This window comes from Collimonas arenae (assembly GCF_001584165.1).
GTDB classification, from domain to species: Bacteria; Pseudomonadota; Gammaproteobacteria; order Burkholderiales; family Burkholderiaceae_D; genus Collimonas; species Collimonas arenae.
This window is the reverse complement of the sequence record NZ_CP013233.1, coordinates 4,354,493-4,368,738: the sequence shown is the minus strand read 5'-3', so window position 1 is coordinate 4,368,738 and position 14,246 is coordinate 4,354,493. Positions and strand designations below refer to the sequence as shown.

15 protein-coding genes are annotated in these 14,246 nt (G+C 58.3%); 13 read left to right on the top strand and 2 right to left on the bottom strand.

Annotated elements, in window-relative coordinates:
* Positions 1-172: 172 nt before the first annotated feature.
* Both CAter10_RS19985 and CAter10_RS19980 read right to left on the bottom strand, forming a co-directional pair.
* The gene (locus CAter10_RS19985; RefSeq protein ID WP_061534813.1) at positions 173-886 is read right to left on the bottom strand and encodes a GNAT family N-acetyltransferase; all 714 of its coding nucleotides are present in this window, start codon (positions 884-886) and stop codon (positions 173-175) included.
* A 40-nt stretch (positions 887-926) separates the two neighbouring features.
* Positions 927-1,397, bottom strand: coding sequence for a GNAT family N-acetyltransferase (locus CAter10_RS19980; RefSeq protein WP_231879076.1), 471 nt, complete (start codon positions 1,395-1,397; stop codon positions 927-929).
* Between the two features lie 116 nt (positions 1,398-1,513).
* Between CAter10_RS19980 and CAter10_RS23180 the strand changes: the two genes are divergently transcribed.
* From CAter10_RS23180 to metW, 13 genes are all read left to right on the top strand, one after another.
* Positions 1,514-2,086: a GntR family transcriptional regulator gene (locus tag CAter10_RS23180; RefSeq protein WP_205630270.1), complete on the top strand. Its 573-nt coding sequence runs from the start codon at positions 1,514-1,516 to the stop codon at positions 2,084-2,086.
* Complete coding sequence (gene pdxR / locus CAter10_RS19975; protein ID WP_205630269.1) at positions 2,002-3,033, top strand: MocR-like pyridoxine biosynthesis transcription factor PdxR; 1,032 nt, start codon at positions 2,002-2,004, stop codon at positions 3,031-3,033. Before CAter10_RS23180 ends, pdxR begins: the two co-directional genes overlap by 85 nt.
* Positions 3,034-3,320: 287 nt before the next feature.
* Complete coding sequence (locus tag CAter10_RS19970; protein ID WP_061534812.1) at positions 3,321-4,094, top strand: TorF family putative porin; 774 nt, start codon at positions 3,321-3,323, stop codon at positions 4,092-4,094.
* A 69-nt stretch (positions 4,095-4,163) separates the two neighbouring features.
* Entirely contained in the window at positions 4,164-4,502 is a 339-nt protein-coding gene (locus CAter10_RS19965) for a P-II family nitrogen regulator (RefSeq protein WP_061534811.1), read from the top strand.
* A 27-nt stretch (positions 4,503-4,529) separates the two neighbouring features.
* Entirely contained in the window at positions 4,530-6,080 is a 1,551-nt protein-coding gene (locus tag CAter10_RS19960; protein ID WP_417924731.1) for an ammonium transporter, read from the top strand.
* A 138-nt stretch (positions 6,081-6,218) separates the two neighbouring features.
* Entirely contained in the window at positions 6,219-6,770 is a 552-nt protein-coding gene (locus CAter10_RS19955) for a GNAT family N-acetyltransferase (RefSeq protein WP_231879075.1), read from the top strand.
* Between the two features lie 302 nt (positions 6,771-7,072).
* A complete protein-coding gene (gene gshA / locus CAter10_RS19950; protein WP_061534809.1) occupies positions 7,073-8,371 on the top strand; it encodes a glutamate--cysteine ligase in 1,299 nt (432 codons plus the stop codon).
* 30 nt (positions 8,372-8,401) lie between these two features.
* Positions 8,402-9,343: a glutathione synthase gene (gene gshB / locus CAter10_RS19945; RefSeq protein ID WP_061534808.1), complete on the top strand. Its 942-nt coding sequence runs from the start codon at positions 8,402-8,404 to the stop codon at positions 9,341-9,343.
* A gap of 162 nt (positions 9,344-9,505) precedes the next feature.
* Positions 9,506-9,910: a PTS sugar transporter subunit IIA gene (locus tag CAter10_RS19940; RefSeq protein WP_128083149.1), complete on the top strand. Its 405-nt coding sequence runs from the start codon at positions 9,506-9,508 to the stop codon at positions 9,908-9,910.
* Positions 9,911-9,977: 67 nt separating this feature from the next.
* Positions 9,978-10,247 carry an HPr family phosphocarrier protein gene (locus tag CAter10_RS19935; RefSeq protein WP_061534806.1) on the top strand — a complete coding sequence of 90 codons (270 nt, stop codon included), beginning with the start codon at positions 9,978-9,980 and terminating at the stop codon, positions 10,245-10,247.
* Positions 10,248-10,438: 191 nt separating this feature from the next.
* Positions 10,439-12,193 carry a phosphoenolpyruvate--protein phosphotransferase gene (ptsP, locus tag CAter10_RS19930; RefSeq protein ID WP_061534805.1) on the top strand — a complete coding sequence of 585 codons (1,755 nt, stop codon included), beginning with the start codon at positions 10,439-10,441 and terminating at the stop codon, positions 12,191-12,193.
* Between the two features lie 241 nt (positions 12,194-12,434).
* Positions 12,435-13,613 (top strand): homoserine O-succinyltransferase MetX, encoded by a 1,179-nt coding sequence (gene metX, locus CAter10_RS19925; protein ID WP_061534804.1) that lies wholly within the window; start codon positions 12,435-12,437, stop codon positions 13,611-13,613.
* A complete protein-coding gene (gene metW, locus CAter10_RS19920) occupies positions 13,610-14,212 on the top strand; it encodes a methionine biosynthesis protein MetW (RefSeq protein ID WP_061534803.1) in 603 nt (200 codons plus the stop codon). The genes metX and metW overlap by 4 nt, the downstream gene beginning before the upstream one ends.
* Positions 14,213-14,246: the final 34 nt, after the last annotated feature.

The following is a 14,246-nucleotide window of genomic DNA, read 5'->3' as shown; positions in this document are numbered from 1 at the left end:
TGGGAGTGAAAAGGTTTGGCGGGGCGGAGTTCCATGCCGCCGTTGCGTGGCGGATTGCTCTACCCTCGACAAATACGAAAAATGATAACCGATGCGTTCCACCCTGACATTCAAATTATGTACCGGCCCGGCGGTTTAAGCAATTTTCCGCCTGGCCGTGACGCCGTAGAAATCAGGCCTGTTCGGCGCGGATTTGTTGCAGTGATTTTTTTTGCTTGCCGGCGCTGTCGAAATTGTCGGCGTGCAGCCAGGCTTCGAAGACGGCCCGTTGTGCCGGCCATTCGCTATCTAGCATCGAAAACCAGGCGGTGTCGCGGTTCTTGCCCTTGAACACGCGATGTTGCCGGAACAGGCCTTCGGGAGTGAAGCCGAAGCGTAGCGCCGCCTTTTGCGAGCGCAGGTTGAGCGAATTGCATTTCCATTCCAGGCGGCGATAGCCGAGATCGTCGAAGGCATGCCGCGCCAGCAGGTAGATCGCTTCGGTGGCCTGGCGTGTGCGTTGCATGCGCGCGCTGAACCAGATATGGCCGATTTCGATCGAGCCGTGCTCCGGCGTGATCGCCAGGTAGCTCAACACGCCGGTCGGCTTGCCGCTGTGCTGGTCGACGACGGTGAAGAACAGCGGGTCGCGGCTGGCGGCGCAATTCTTGAGCCAGGCGCTGAAATCCTGCGGATTGTCGAAAGGCCCTACCGCCAGGTAATCCCATTGGGTCGGATCGGCGTCGGCGGCATGTTCAGCCTCGTATAGGTCCGATGCATCGCGCGCGGGATCGACCGGCAGCAGGCGTATGCTATCGCCTTGCAGCGGAATGGGTTGCGGCAGCGGTGCTGGCTTCCAGTCGGGTAACGGGCGGCCGGTGTCGGCTGCGGTGGATTGTTGTGGCATGGTTGTACTTTGCATGGTCTGGTTGGATGGCGTTGACGAACTAGTCGAGCTGTTTGCGATATTGCACGAATCCCGGCCGTTGCGCGATGCGGTCGTAGAGCTGCATCGCGGTGCTGTTGGTTTCATGCGTCAGCCAGTGCACGCGTGTGCTGCCGGCGGCCTTGGCCTGTGCGCACACGTGCTCGATCAGCAGGCGTCCGAGGCCCAAGCCGCGTTGTCCGGCATCGACATACAAGTCTTGCAGATAGCAGGAATATTCCACCGTCCAGCAGGAACGATGGAAGATCCAGTGCACCATGCCGACCGCTTGTTCGCCAACCATCGCCAGCGCGCCGAACATCGGTTCCTTGGGATCGAGCAGCCGCTGCCAAGTTATCTTCCTGGTGGCGAGCGGGATATCAACCTGGTAAAAATCCTGGTAACCCTGCCATTGCGGATACCAGATGTCATAGTCTTGTTCGGTCAGCGGCTTGATAGTGGCCGCCGGGCGGATTGCTGAATCTGTGGCCAAAATACGCTCCTGTGGTTGTCATTGCTTGTTTATCGATGCGAAACAGCGTTTATCGTAGCGCCATAAGTTGGTATCATCAAAGATCCAATAATGATTGTATTTATAGGTCCAATCATGTGCGATACAAAGCCATTGTTCCTGCGCTAGCGATGCCGCAACCCAAACCCTCCTCCCTGTCGATGCACCTGGACCCCGCCGGCATCGCGCTGGACGGTCGTAAGGGCCTTGCCAAGCAGCTGTATCTGGCGCTGCGGCAGCGTATCCTGGCGACGCCCGACACGCATCGGATCAAGCTGCCTACCTCGCGTGAGCTGGCGCTGGCCTTGCGGGTTTCACGCAACACCGTCGTGCGCGCCTATGAACAGCTATATGCCGAAGGCTATATCAGCAGCCGGGTCGGTGATGGCACTTATGCCGATGGCCTGGCAGCCGCAACGGCGCCGGGTGCGGATCAGGCAGCGACGGGCGCGACTGCTACCCAACTATCGGCCATGCAGCGGCGCTTGAGTGGTTTTGGCGGTCGTCGCCGCTTCGATGGCCCGGCACGGGCCTTTCGCCTGGGGATTCCGGCCTACGACTTGTTTCCAAATGAAATCTGGGGCGCTTGCAAGGCAATTTCTGGCGTCGCGCGCCGCTGGCGCAGATGGGTTATGGCGAAGCCGCCGGCAACTCTCGCCTGCGCGAACTGATTGCCGTCTATCTGCGGCAGGCGCGCGGCCTGATCTGCGATCCGTCGCAAATCATGATTACCGCCGGTGCGCAGCACGGGATTGCCTTGTGCGCACAACTGCTGCTCGATGCGGGCGATCGGGTCGCGGTCGAAAATCCCTGCTACCCGTCGGCGGCGGCAGCGTTGACACTGGCCGGTGCGCAACTGGTGGGAATTCCGCTCGACCAGGACGGGATGGACACCACGCAGCTGGCGCAACACGCCAACTGCCGCATGGCTTATGTGACGCCCTCGCACCAGTATCCAATCGGCGTCACGCTGTCGCTGCAGCGCCGGCTTGAGCTGCTGGCTTGGGCCGAGCGCCACGATGCCTGGATCGTCGAAGATGACTACGACGGCGAGTACCGCTATGACGGCACGCCACTGGCGCCGCTGGCTGCGCTCGATCAGAGCGCGCGCGTGCTGTATGTCGGTACCTTTTCCAAGATCGCCTTCCCCGGCTTGCGGCTGGGCTATCTGGTGCTGCCGCCGAAGCTGGTACCGGGGCTAAGCGCCTTGCGCGCCATGGCAGACCGTCATCCGCCCGCCGCCGATCAGGCGGTGATGGCGGAATTTATCGCCGCCGGACATTTCCAGCGCCACATCAGGCGTATGCGCCGCGCCAGTCGTGCGCGTCGGGATGCCCTGATGACTGGCTGGACGCCGTTGTTCGGCGCGCAATTACCGTTGCCGAAGGTTGCTGCCGGCCTCCATCTCAGCCTGTCCCTGGACAGTTTCAGTCAAGAGGCGGAACTGGTGGCGAAGGCACTGGCAGCGGGCGTCGAAATCAATCCTGTCAGTCGCTTCTGCCTGCCTGGGCAAGTTGTCAGCCCGCAGCACCGGGCTGGTCTGGCGCTTGGGTTTGCGGGGGTGGACGAGATCGCGATCCAGCGCGCTCTGCTGGCCCTGCAGCAAGCCTGGAATTAGTCATGTAGTCCGCTACAGTCTGTCATGTAGCGCGGATCAGTGACAATTGCACCATAACAAGGCGGACAATATAAAAACGCTTCATTATGGTGCGATCTGTCGACATTATTTCCGTTTGAAAAGCTTCGGTGATTAACAATCAGAAAGGGCCGCCGGCAAATGCCCCGCAAGCGGGCGGCGGCATGGGAAAAGGGCGGAGGGGCGGCGGTTGGCATGGGTTCTGCTATGGAAAGTTGGGAGAGTAACGATTTATCGGTTTTTCATTCAACATACCAACAGGGACTTCCATGAAAAAGCTGATTTTAGCCGCAGCAATAGCAGCAAGTTTCGCCACCGGGTTTGCGCATGCGGAAGATGCCAAACCCGATAATGAAGTCAGTTACAACATCGGCGTGGTTAACGATTACCGCTTCCGCGGTATTTCGCAAACGCGTTTCGATCCTGCCTTGCAGGGCGGCGCCGATTACACCAACAACCCGACCGGCCTCTACGCAGGCACCTGGCTATCCAACATCAAGTGGATCAAGGATGCGGTCGACAGCGCCAACACCGGCACCGGCGGCAAGGGTCCGGTTGAATGGGATATCTACGCCGGCAAGCGTGGCGATCTGCCGGGCGGTTTCACTTACGACATCGGCGGCCTGTATTACTACTATCCGACCAATAACTACAGCCTGATTGGCCGCAACGCCAATACCTTCGAACTGTACGGCCAGCTCGGCTACGGCCCCGCTTACTTCAAATACTCGCATGCGATGACCACCCTGTTCGGCACTGTCGATAGCAAGAACAGCGCTTACTACGATGCCGGCGCCAACTTTGATGTCGGTGCGGGCGTTACGTTGGGCCTGCATATCGGTCACCAGACTGTCGAGAATTTCAGCTTCGCCAGCTACACTGACTGGAAAGCCGGTGTCACCAAGACTTTCGACCAGATCGGCGGCGTGACCTTGGGGCTGGCATTTGTCGGCACCAACGCCAAGGATGGCGCTTACGTCAGTCCAAGTGGCAAGAACCTGGGCCGCAATGGCGTTGTGTTCTCGCTGGCAAAAACCTTCTAACGCATTGCGCAATGCTTGAAACAACATAGAGCAACGTAGAAATTTTGAACTGACCATAACGAGGCCAACATGAAACTGATTACTGCGATCATCAAACCGTTCAAGCTCGACGAGGTGCGTGAAGCGCTGTCGGCGATTGGCGTGCAAGGCATCACCGTAACCGAAGTCAAGGGCTTCGGCCGCCAAAAGGGCCACACCGAGCTGTATCGCGGCGCGGAGTATGTCGTCGATTTCCTGCCGAAGACAAAAATCGAAGCAGCAGTTGACGATGCGATCCTGGAGCAGGCGGTGGAAGCCATCGAAACAGCGGCGCGCACCGGCAAGATCGGCGACGGTAAGATATTTGTCTTCGATCTGCAAGAAGTTATTCGTATTCGTACCGGTGAAACCGGCAAAGACGCAATCTAAGGGGATAAAAATATGAACATCAAAAGAATGTTTGCTACGGTTTTGGCGTCCTGCACGCTGATGCTCGCAGCTACCGCCATGGCGCCGGCGTCGGCCGCGGATGAAGCATCCGCGGCGGCCAGCGCCAGCGTGGCGTCGACCAGCGCCGATGCATCCGCTGCAACGCCGGCGGCCTCCATTGCACCTGCTCCGGCTGCTGCTGCAGCAGCACCGGCGCCTGCTACAGCAACCGCGGCAGCACCTGCTGCGGCGGCCCCAGCTGCGCCAGTGCCGAACAAGGGCGACACCGCCTGGCTGCTGGTGTGTACCGCATTGGTGATCCTGATGACCCTGCCAGGCCTGGGCCTGTTCTACGGTGGTCTGGTCCGTAGCAAGAACATGCTGTCAGTGTTGATGCAATGTTTCACCATCTTCTCGCTGATCATCGTGCTGTGGTGCATCTATGGCTACAGTATCGCGTTCACTGAAGGTAATGCATTCTTTGGTGGCTTCAGCCGTTTGTTCTTGCATGGCATGACGCCGGATTCCGTCGCCGCCACCTTCAGCAAGGGCGTGGTCGTGCCTGAGTTCGGCTACCTGGTGTTCCAGGGCGCGTTTGCCGCCATTACCTGTGCACTGATCATCGGCGCCTTCGCCGAGCGCGCCAAGTTTTCGGCGATCCTGGTGTTCACTGTGCTGTGGTTCACATTCGCCTACCTGCCGATCGCCCATATGGTCTGGTTCTGGCCTGGTCCGGACGGCTTCACCGACGCTGCTGCTGCCGAGAAGCTGACAGCAACCGGCGGCTGGCTGTTCCAAAAAGGTGCGCTGGACTTCGCCGGCGGCACCGTGGTGCATATCAATGCTGCTATCGCTGGCCTGGTTGGTTCGTATGTCATCGGCAAGCGCGTCGGTTTCGGCAAGGAAGCATTCAAGCCGCATAGCCTGACCTTGACCATGGTTGGTGCTTCGTTGCTGTGGTTCGGCTGGTTCGGCTTCAACGCCGGCTCCGCGCTGGAAGCAAACGGCAGCGCTGCCCTGGCCTTCATCAATACCCTGTTGGCGACTTCCGCTGCGGTCCTGAGCTGGAGTGCGGGCGAGTGGATCGGTAAAGGCAAGCCATCGATGCTGGGTGGCGCTTCCGGCGCCGTCGCCGGCCTGGTGGCGATTACTCCAGCGGCCGGATTTGTCGGCCCGATGGGCGCCTTGATCATGGGTCTGCTGGCTGGCTTCGTCTGCCTGTGGGGCGTCACCGGTCTGAAGAAATTGCTGGGCGCGGACGATGCGCTGGACGTGTTCGGCGTGCATGGCGTGGGCGGCATCATGGGGGCATTGCTGACTGGCGTGTTCGCTGCGCCTAGTCTCGGTGGCACAGGTATCTATGACTATGTCGCCAATGCGGTAGCGCCAGACTACTCGATCAGCGGCCAGCTGTTGATTCAGTTCGAAGGCGTGATGACGACCTTGATCTGGTCCGGCGTGGTCTCGCTGATCGCGTTCAAGCTGGTCGATATTGTCATGGGCTTGCGTGTGACGGAAGAGGAAGAGCGCGAAGGCCTGGATATCTCCAGCCATGGCGAATCTGCTTATCACGACTAAGCCTGGTTTGATTGCGCCGGGCCGCCCAGCAGTGGCAGTCCGGCGGCTTGGTTGAAGTGCACTGTAATCCCGGGTCGGCAGTCCAGGCCTGGGATTTTTTGTTTACTGTTTGAGGTATTCGTTACCGGAGGTTGTACAGTGGATCCGAGCATCACGCCGCAACGGCTGACGACATGCACCGTGGAAGACGTCAGGGCCAGTCAGTTCGATCAGGTGATCGGCCCGCTCGCCGACATCCTGATGGCTTGCGTGAAGCAGGGGGCCAGTGTCGGCTTTCTGGGTACGCCGGACGCCGAGGACGCGTTCTCATTCTGGTACGGCGTGAATGGCTCGCTGGTGAGTGGCGGCAGGCGTCTGCTGGTTGCGCGCTTTGCCGGACAGGTAGTCGGCACGGTGCAGGTCGTGCTAGCAACCCCAGCCAACGGTGGCCACCGTGCAGAAATTTCCAAGTTGCTGGTACATCCCGATGTCCGTCGCAAAGGCGTGGCGCGCAGTTTGATGCAGCAGGCCGAGACCGTTGCCCGTGCCGACGGCCGTTTGCTGCTGACGCTCGATACGCGCACCGGCGATGCGGCGGAATCCCTGTATCGCTCGCTCGGCTACGAATTGGCAGGCGTTATTCCCGACTATGCGCGTTCGACCTCGGGCAAACTGAGCGATACCAGTTTCATGTACAAGAAAATTGCCTGAGCGCAGCGCAATCGCCTGCTATCGGATTTGATGGCAATATGACACAATCAGGAAAGCGCCGGGTGGCGCTTTTTTGCTTTCCCGGCACTTTAAAAAAACATAAACGACCCGATTTAAAGTTGGCCCAGGTGCACCGAGTCTTCGCACCATTTTCGCAACAGCGCGCCGGGTGACCGGCGAAATTGTGCAATTCCCGTTAGAATCGGCGTCTCCTGTTTGTCGTGGAATACGCCATTTGCAATGGGCGGTTGCCCAGGAAGTTGCAATAAAAGACGCCATTTAGTTCCCAAAAGAAAGTTTTTATGGTTCCCCACCTTGTCACGGCCCTGAATGGCCCGTTGCTCGATCTAGAAAAGAAAATTCTCGCAGCCACCCCGGCCATCGAGCGCTGGTTCAGGATGGAGTGGCAAGAGCACACGCCGCCGTTCTATTGCTCGGTGGATCTGCGCAATTCGGGTTTCAAGTTGGCGCCGGTCGATACCAACCTGTTTCCGGGCGGTTTCAACAACCTGTCGCCAGAGATGTTGCCGCTGGCCGTGCAGGCTGCGATGGCGGCCATTGAAAAGTATTGTCCGGACGCCAAGAACCTGTTGCTGCTGCCGGAACAGAACACGCGCAATACCTTCTATCTGCAGAATGTCGCGCGGCTGATGCAGATTTTCCGCCAGACCGGCCTGCACGTGCGACTCGGTTCGTTGTCGCCGGATTTGAAGGAAGCCAAGACCATCGAACTGCCGGACGGCAGCACGATCACGCTTGAGCCGCTGGAGCGTTCCGCCAACGGCCGTCGTCTGGGGCTGAAGAATTTCGATCCGTGCACCATCCTGTTGAATAACGATCTGTCTTCCGGCACGCCGGGCATCCTGGAAGACCTCAACGAGCAAAACCTGCTGCCGCCGCTGCACGCCGGTTGGACCGTGCGTCGCAAGAGCAACCATTTCTCCGCCTACGACGATGTAGTGAAAAAATTCGCCAAGCTGGTCGATGTCGATCCGTGGATGCTGAATCCGTTCTTCGCCAAGGTTGACCAGGTCGATTTCCAGGCCAGCGACGGCGAAGACAAATTGGCTGCCAGCGTCAGCTCGCTGCTGGCGAAGATTCGCAAGAAATACAAAGAATACGGCATCACCGAGAAACCGTTCGTCATCGTCAAGGCTGATGCCGGCACCGAAGGCATGGGCGTGATGAGCGTGACCGAAGTCGGCCAGATCAAGGAACTCAGCCGCAAGCAGCGCGAGAAGCTGTCACAAGGCAAGGTTGATGGCGAAATCCATGACCTGATCATCCAGGAAGGCGTGCACACCTTCGAGCACATCAACGATGCGGTTGCGGAACCGGTGGTCTATATGATCGACCGCTACGTGGTCGGCGGTTTCTATCGGGTCCATGCGGAACGCGGCATCAACGAAAACCTGAACGCCCCCGGCGCCCATTTTGTGCCGCTCGCCTTCGCCCAGCAGCATGCGTTGCCGGATATGCTGGCCAAGCCAGGCACCACTGCACCGAACCGCTTCTATATGTATGGTGTAGTGGCGCGTCTCGGTTTGCTGGCAGCGTCTCTGGAGATGGAGAAGACTGATCCGAACCCGGAAGAATACTAAACAGCCATTCACTCATATGGACCCAAAAAAATGAAAATCGCTTTCCTCGCCGATCCGCTCGACACCTTCAAGACGTATAAAGATTCGACCTACGCAATGATGGTTGAAGCCGTCAAACGCGGCCATACGATCTATGCCTTCGAGCAAAAAGACATGGCGCTGGAAAGCGGGATCGTCACTGCCAACGTGGCGCGCGTCACGTTGACCGGGGACGACAAGGACTGGTATCGGGCCAGTCCGGCGACTTCGATGTTTCTGTCGGAATTCGACGCGATCCTGCTACGCAAGGATCCGCCTTTCGACATGGAGTACATCTACACTACCTACCTGCTGGAACTGGCTGAAGCGCAAGGCGCACGCGTGTTCAACAAGCCGCAGGCGATCCGCGACCACAATGAAAAGCTGGCGATCGCGCAATTCTCCAAATTCACGTCGCCAACGCTGGTGACGCGCGACGCCACGCGTCTACGTGCCTTCCATGCGGAACACCAGGACGTGATCCTGAAGCCGCTCGACGGCATGGGCGGCACCGGGATATTCCGAGTGCGCCAGGATGGCCTGAATCTCGGCTCGATCATCGAAACCCTGACTGATAATGGCAAGCGCACCATCATGATCCAGCGCTTCATCCCGGAGATCGTCGCCGGCGACAAGCGCGTGCTGGTGATCGGCGGCAAGGTGGTGCCTTACTCGCTGGCACGGATTCCGCAAGGCAGCGAAGTGCGCGGCAACCTGGCGGCGGGCGGAATTGGCGTAGCGCAACCCCTGACTGCGCGCGACCGCGAAATCGGTGAGGCGCTTGGCCCGGTGTTGGCACAGCGCGGCTTGTTACTGGTAGGATTAGATGTGATCGGTGACTATCTGACGGAAGTGAATGTCACCAGCCCGACCTGTTTCCAGGAAATCAAGCAGCAAAGCGGTTTCGATGTCGCCGCGATGTTCATCGATGCGCTGGAAGCAGCGCTGAAATAACAGGAAAAACAGGAAAGTTTGTTTTTCGTTATAGAGGACTGCGCTTTCAACGATGCCAGTCACGATGCAGTTGCTGTAAAACCGTTGGCCAGTCACGATGCAGTTGCTGTAAAACCGTTGTAAACCCGGATAAATCCGCCAAGCGGATTTGAGATTGAAACTATGATTGGCATTCTTCTATTAACTCACGCCCCACTGGGCCAGGCATTTATCGCAGCTGCCTCTCATGTGTTTCGCCAGACCCCGGAGCGGCTCGAAGCGATCGACGTGATCGCTGACCAGAATCCCGCTGAAGTGCAACAACTGGCCAAGCAGGCCGCTGCACGCCTGGACGACGGCTCGGGCGTACTGGTGATTACCGACGTCATGGGCGGCACGCCGTCCAATTGCACGCTACCGTTTTGCAGCGGCAACCAGACCCAGGTCATTGCCGGGATCAGTCTGCCGATGCTGTTGCGGGCACTGACCTATCGTAACGATACGCTCGACGTGGTCACGGAAATGGCGCTGGCTGGCGGTCAGGGCGGGGCGGTTCGGGTCGATAATCGGGTCCGGGTGTCGCACTAGGAGCGGCTGGCAACGCATGATCATTCAACGTTGTATTTCGATAAAACAACATTAACTAAAAGACAAAATGATTCAACAAGAAATCGAAATTATTAATAAGCTCGGCCTGCACGCTCGTGCTTCGGCCAAATTTACACAACTGGCAACCAAGTTCAAAAGCGAAGTGTGGATGACGCGCAACAAACGCCGCGTCAACGCCAAATCGATCATGGGTGTGATGATGCTGGCAGCAGGCAAGGGCAGCACGATCCTGCTGGAAGCTGAGGGCGAGGATGAGAAGGCCTGTTTCGACGCCTTGCACCAGCTGATTCAGGACAAGTTTGGCGAAGGCGAATAAAGCCGGTCCGCAGCCGCCCGGTGCGGCAACTTACTTGGTGACTTGATATTTCTTGTTGAATCAGTTGGCGATAAGGTAATTTGTCGCAAGGACGGCCTTGCCGATGTATAAACCTTGCGCCAGACGGCAAGATTGGCACGACTTCTCTGTCCCACGATTATTTGAATTGAATTTTCCAGCGGGCTGACCAGATGGCATCCTTTACCCTACATGGCATTCCGGTATCGCGCGGCATCGCGATTGGCCGTTCGCACCTGCTTGCGCCGGCGGCAATGGACGTCAAGCATTACCTGATCGGTGAAACCGAGGTCGAAGCTGAAGTCCAGCGCCTGCAGAATGCAGTGGCCAAGGTGCGCACTGAATTGCAGACCATTCGTAGCGACTTGCCGAAAGAATCACCGCCTGAACTGGGCGCGTTTGTTGATGTCCACCTGCTGATCCTGTCGGACCCAATGCTGGCCGAAATGTCGCTCGACATCATCCGCAACCGTCACTACAACGCAGAATGGGCGCTGGTTACGCAGATCGACGAATTGTCGGCGCAGTTCGACGAAATCGAAGACACCTACCTGCGTGAGCGCAAGATGGACGTGCTGCAGGTTGGCGAGCGCTTGCTGAAAGTCCTGACCGGCACCGCTACCCGCCTGCCTGAAGTCGATAGCGACGGCGCATCGTTCGCCAATATCGTGGTGGTTGCGTATGACATTTCCCCGGCGGACATGCTGCAGTTCCGCGATCGCGCCTTTGCCGGTTTCGTGACCGATCTCGGTGGTCAGAATTCGCACACCGCGATTGTCGCGCGCAGCCTTGATATTCCGGCTGCGGTGGGCATGAACCACGCTTCCAAGCTGATCAAGCAGGATGACTGGATCATCATCGATGGCGACGCCGGCGTAGTGATCGTCGATCCAGCGCCGATGATATTGAAGCAATACCGGGAGCTCCAGGCGCATCAGCTGCGCGCACGTCGCAAGCTCGGCAAGATCAAGAAAACCCGCGCGGTCACGCTGGATGGCACCGAAATCAGTTTGCTGGCTAACATTGAGTTGCCAAGCGATTGTGCGTCGGCGATGGAGTCCGGCGCCAATGGTGTCGGCCTGTTCCGTTCGGAATTCCTGTTCATGGGCCGGATTGGTCCACAGCATGAATTGCCGACCGAGGATGAGCAATTTGAATCGTATCGGCAGGCAGTGGTAGCGATGAAGGGGCGACCGGTAACGATCCGCACGCTGGATGTCGGCGCCGACAAGCCGCTCAGCGCCGAAGAACAAACCGCGCTGAACCCGGCACTGGGCTTGCGCGCAATCCGTTATTGCCTGGCAGAGCCGCAGTTGTTTCTGACGCAATTGCGGGCAATTTTGCGCGCTTCCGCGTTCGGCACCGTCAAATTGCTGATTCCGATGCTGGCGCACGCATTTGAAATCGACCAGACGCTGGCCATCATCGAGCAAGCCAAGCAGCAGTTGCGCGATGAAGGCATTGGGTTCGACGAGAGCATCAAGATCGGCGCCATGATCGAGATTCCGGCGGCGGCGCTGGCGCTGCCGATGTTCATCAAACGTATGGACTTTTTGTCAATCGGCACCAACGACCTGATCCAGTACACGCTGGCGATCGACCGCGTCGATCACGAAGTGGCGCACCTATACAACCCGCTGCACCCGGCGGTGCTGTTCCTGCTGTCGACAGTGATCGCGATGGGACGCAAGGCCGGGATTCCGGTGTCGGTGTGTGGCGAAATGGCTGGCGACGTCAAGTTCACGCGTTTGCTGCTTGGCATGGGTTTGCTGGAGTTTTCGATGCATCCGGCGCAGTTGCTGGCAGTCAAGCAGGAAATCCTGAATAGCGATCTTGATGACTTGACGCTGCAAACCAAGAAAATCCTGCGCAGCACCGAACCCAGCGCGATTGCAGCCGCGGTCAGCCAAATGCGTGCGACAGCATGAAAGGCTGACAACCTGGTAGCGTTTGACGCCAGGCTTCGACTTGGTTATTCTTGTATATCGCGCCGATTTGATTGGTCTCACCACCTCAGCTTGCGGGCGCGCGGCATTGCCGGAATCGTTATCGATCTGGAAATGCCAAATAAATACGGCTAAAGCGAGCTTGATGTACAAGCCCATTATTAGCCCGACTAGCGAAAGCTCTCGGGCTTTTTATTGTCAATTACCTCCTGGCGCCCGAACCATGTCCCAAGGAATAGTTTCACCGCAATCGATGCATTTCGCGACGCCGCTACAGTTGCAAAGCGGCGCGCTGCTGGCGGATTACACGCTGGTATATGAAACCTATGGCAGCCTCAATGCCGACAAATCCAATGCGGTGCTGGTCTGCCATGCGCTGAACGCTTCGCATCATGTCGCCGGCGTGTATCAGGATGATGAAAAGAATGTCGGCTGGTGGGACAACATGGTGGGGCCGGGCAAGCCGCTCGATACCGATAAATTCTTCGTCATCGGCGTGAATAACCTCGGTTCCTGCTTTGGCTCGACCGGGCCGATGCACATCAACGCCGCCACCGGCAAGCCTTATGGCGCCGATTTTCCGGTCGTCACGGTCGAAGACTGGGTACAGGCCCAGGCGCGGCTGGCCGATGCGCTCGGAATCGTGCAATTCGCCGCAGTGATGGGTGGCTCGCTGGGCGGCATGCAGGCGCTGGCTTGGAGCCTGATGTATCCAACCCGCCTGCGCCATTGCGTGGTGATTGCGTCGACCCCCAAGCTGTCTGCACAGAATATCGCCTTCAATGACGTCGCGCGGCAGGCGATCCTGACCGATCCGGGTTTTCATGGCGGCGATTACTACGCGCATGGCGTGGTGCCGAAGAACGGCTTGCGGGTGGCGCGCATGGTCGGGCACATCACTTATCTGTCGGATGACGACATGGCCGAAAAATTCGGCCGCGACCTGCGCTCCGGCGAGTACCAGTTCGGTTTCGGCATCGATTTCGAAATCGAATCCTACCTGCGTTATCAAGGCGATAAATTCTCTGAGTATTTCGACGCCAATACCTATCTGCTGATTACCAAGGCCCTCGATTATTTCGACCCTGCCAAGGAATTCGACGGCGACCTGACGCGCGCCCTGAGCAAGACCCAGGCGCAGTTCCTGCTGGTGTCGTTCATGACCGACTGGCGCTTCTCGCCGGAGCGCAGCCGCGAGATCGTGCAGGCGCTGGTCAACAACAAGCGCCGCGTCAGCTATGCTGAGATCGATGCGCCGCACGGCCATGATGCGTTCCTGCTCGACGACCCGCGCTACATAAGCGTGGTGCGCGAATACTACAACCGCATCTGGCAGGAGCTGGATCGGCAGCAATCATCGATAATGAATGACAAGACCGAAGTGGCGGGAGCAAACGCATGAATTTCCAGCAATTAAGTAATTTGCGTCCCGACCTGGCCTTCATCGCACATTGGGTGCGCGATCAATCGCAGGTGCTCGATCTGGGTTGCGGCGACGGCGTCATGCTCGATTACCTGCAGTCCGACAAGCAATGCGCCGGCTACGGCGTCGAGATCGACGATGACAAGATTCCGGCGTGCGTGACGCGCGGCGTTTCAGTCATTCAGCAGGATCTGGAAGCCGGCTTGACGCTGTTTGCCGACAACGCCTTCGACACGGTGCTGTGCCTGTCAGCCTTGCAGATGATGAAGAATGTCGAGGGCGTCCTGCGCGATATCGCTCGCGTCGGCCGCGAGGCGATTGTGTCATTCCCCAATTTTGCCTACTGGCCGCATAGAGTGGCGCTATTGCGCGGTCGCATGCCGGTGTCCAAGACGCTGCCTTACGAATGGTATGACACCCCCAACCTGCGTTGCGCGACCATCAAGGATTTTGAAGAGCTGGCGAACGAGGTCGGATTGGAAGTACTCGAATGCGTGGCGCTACACGACGGCCAACCGATCTCGGTCTTGCCCAACTGGCGTGGTAGTCTTGCGGTATTCCGTTTTCGCAAGAAATAAGCCGGTAAGAAAGGCTGGTAAGAAAAAGTATGCA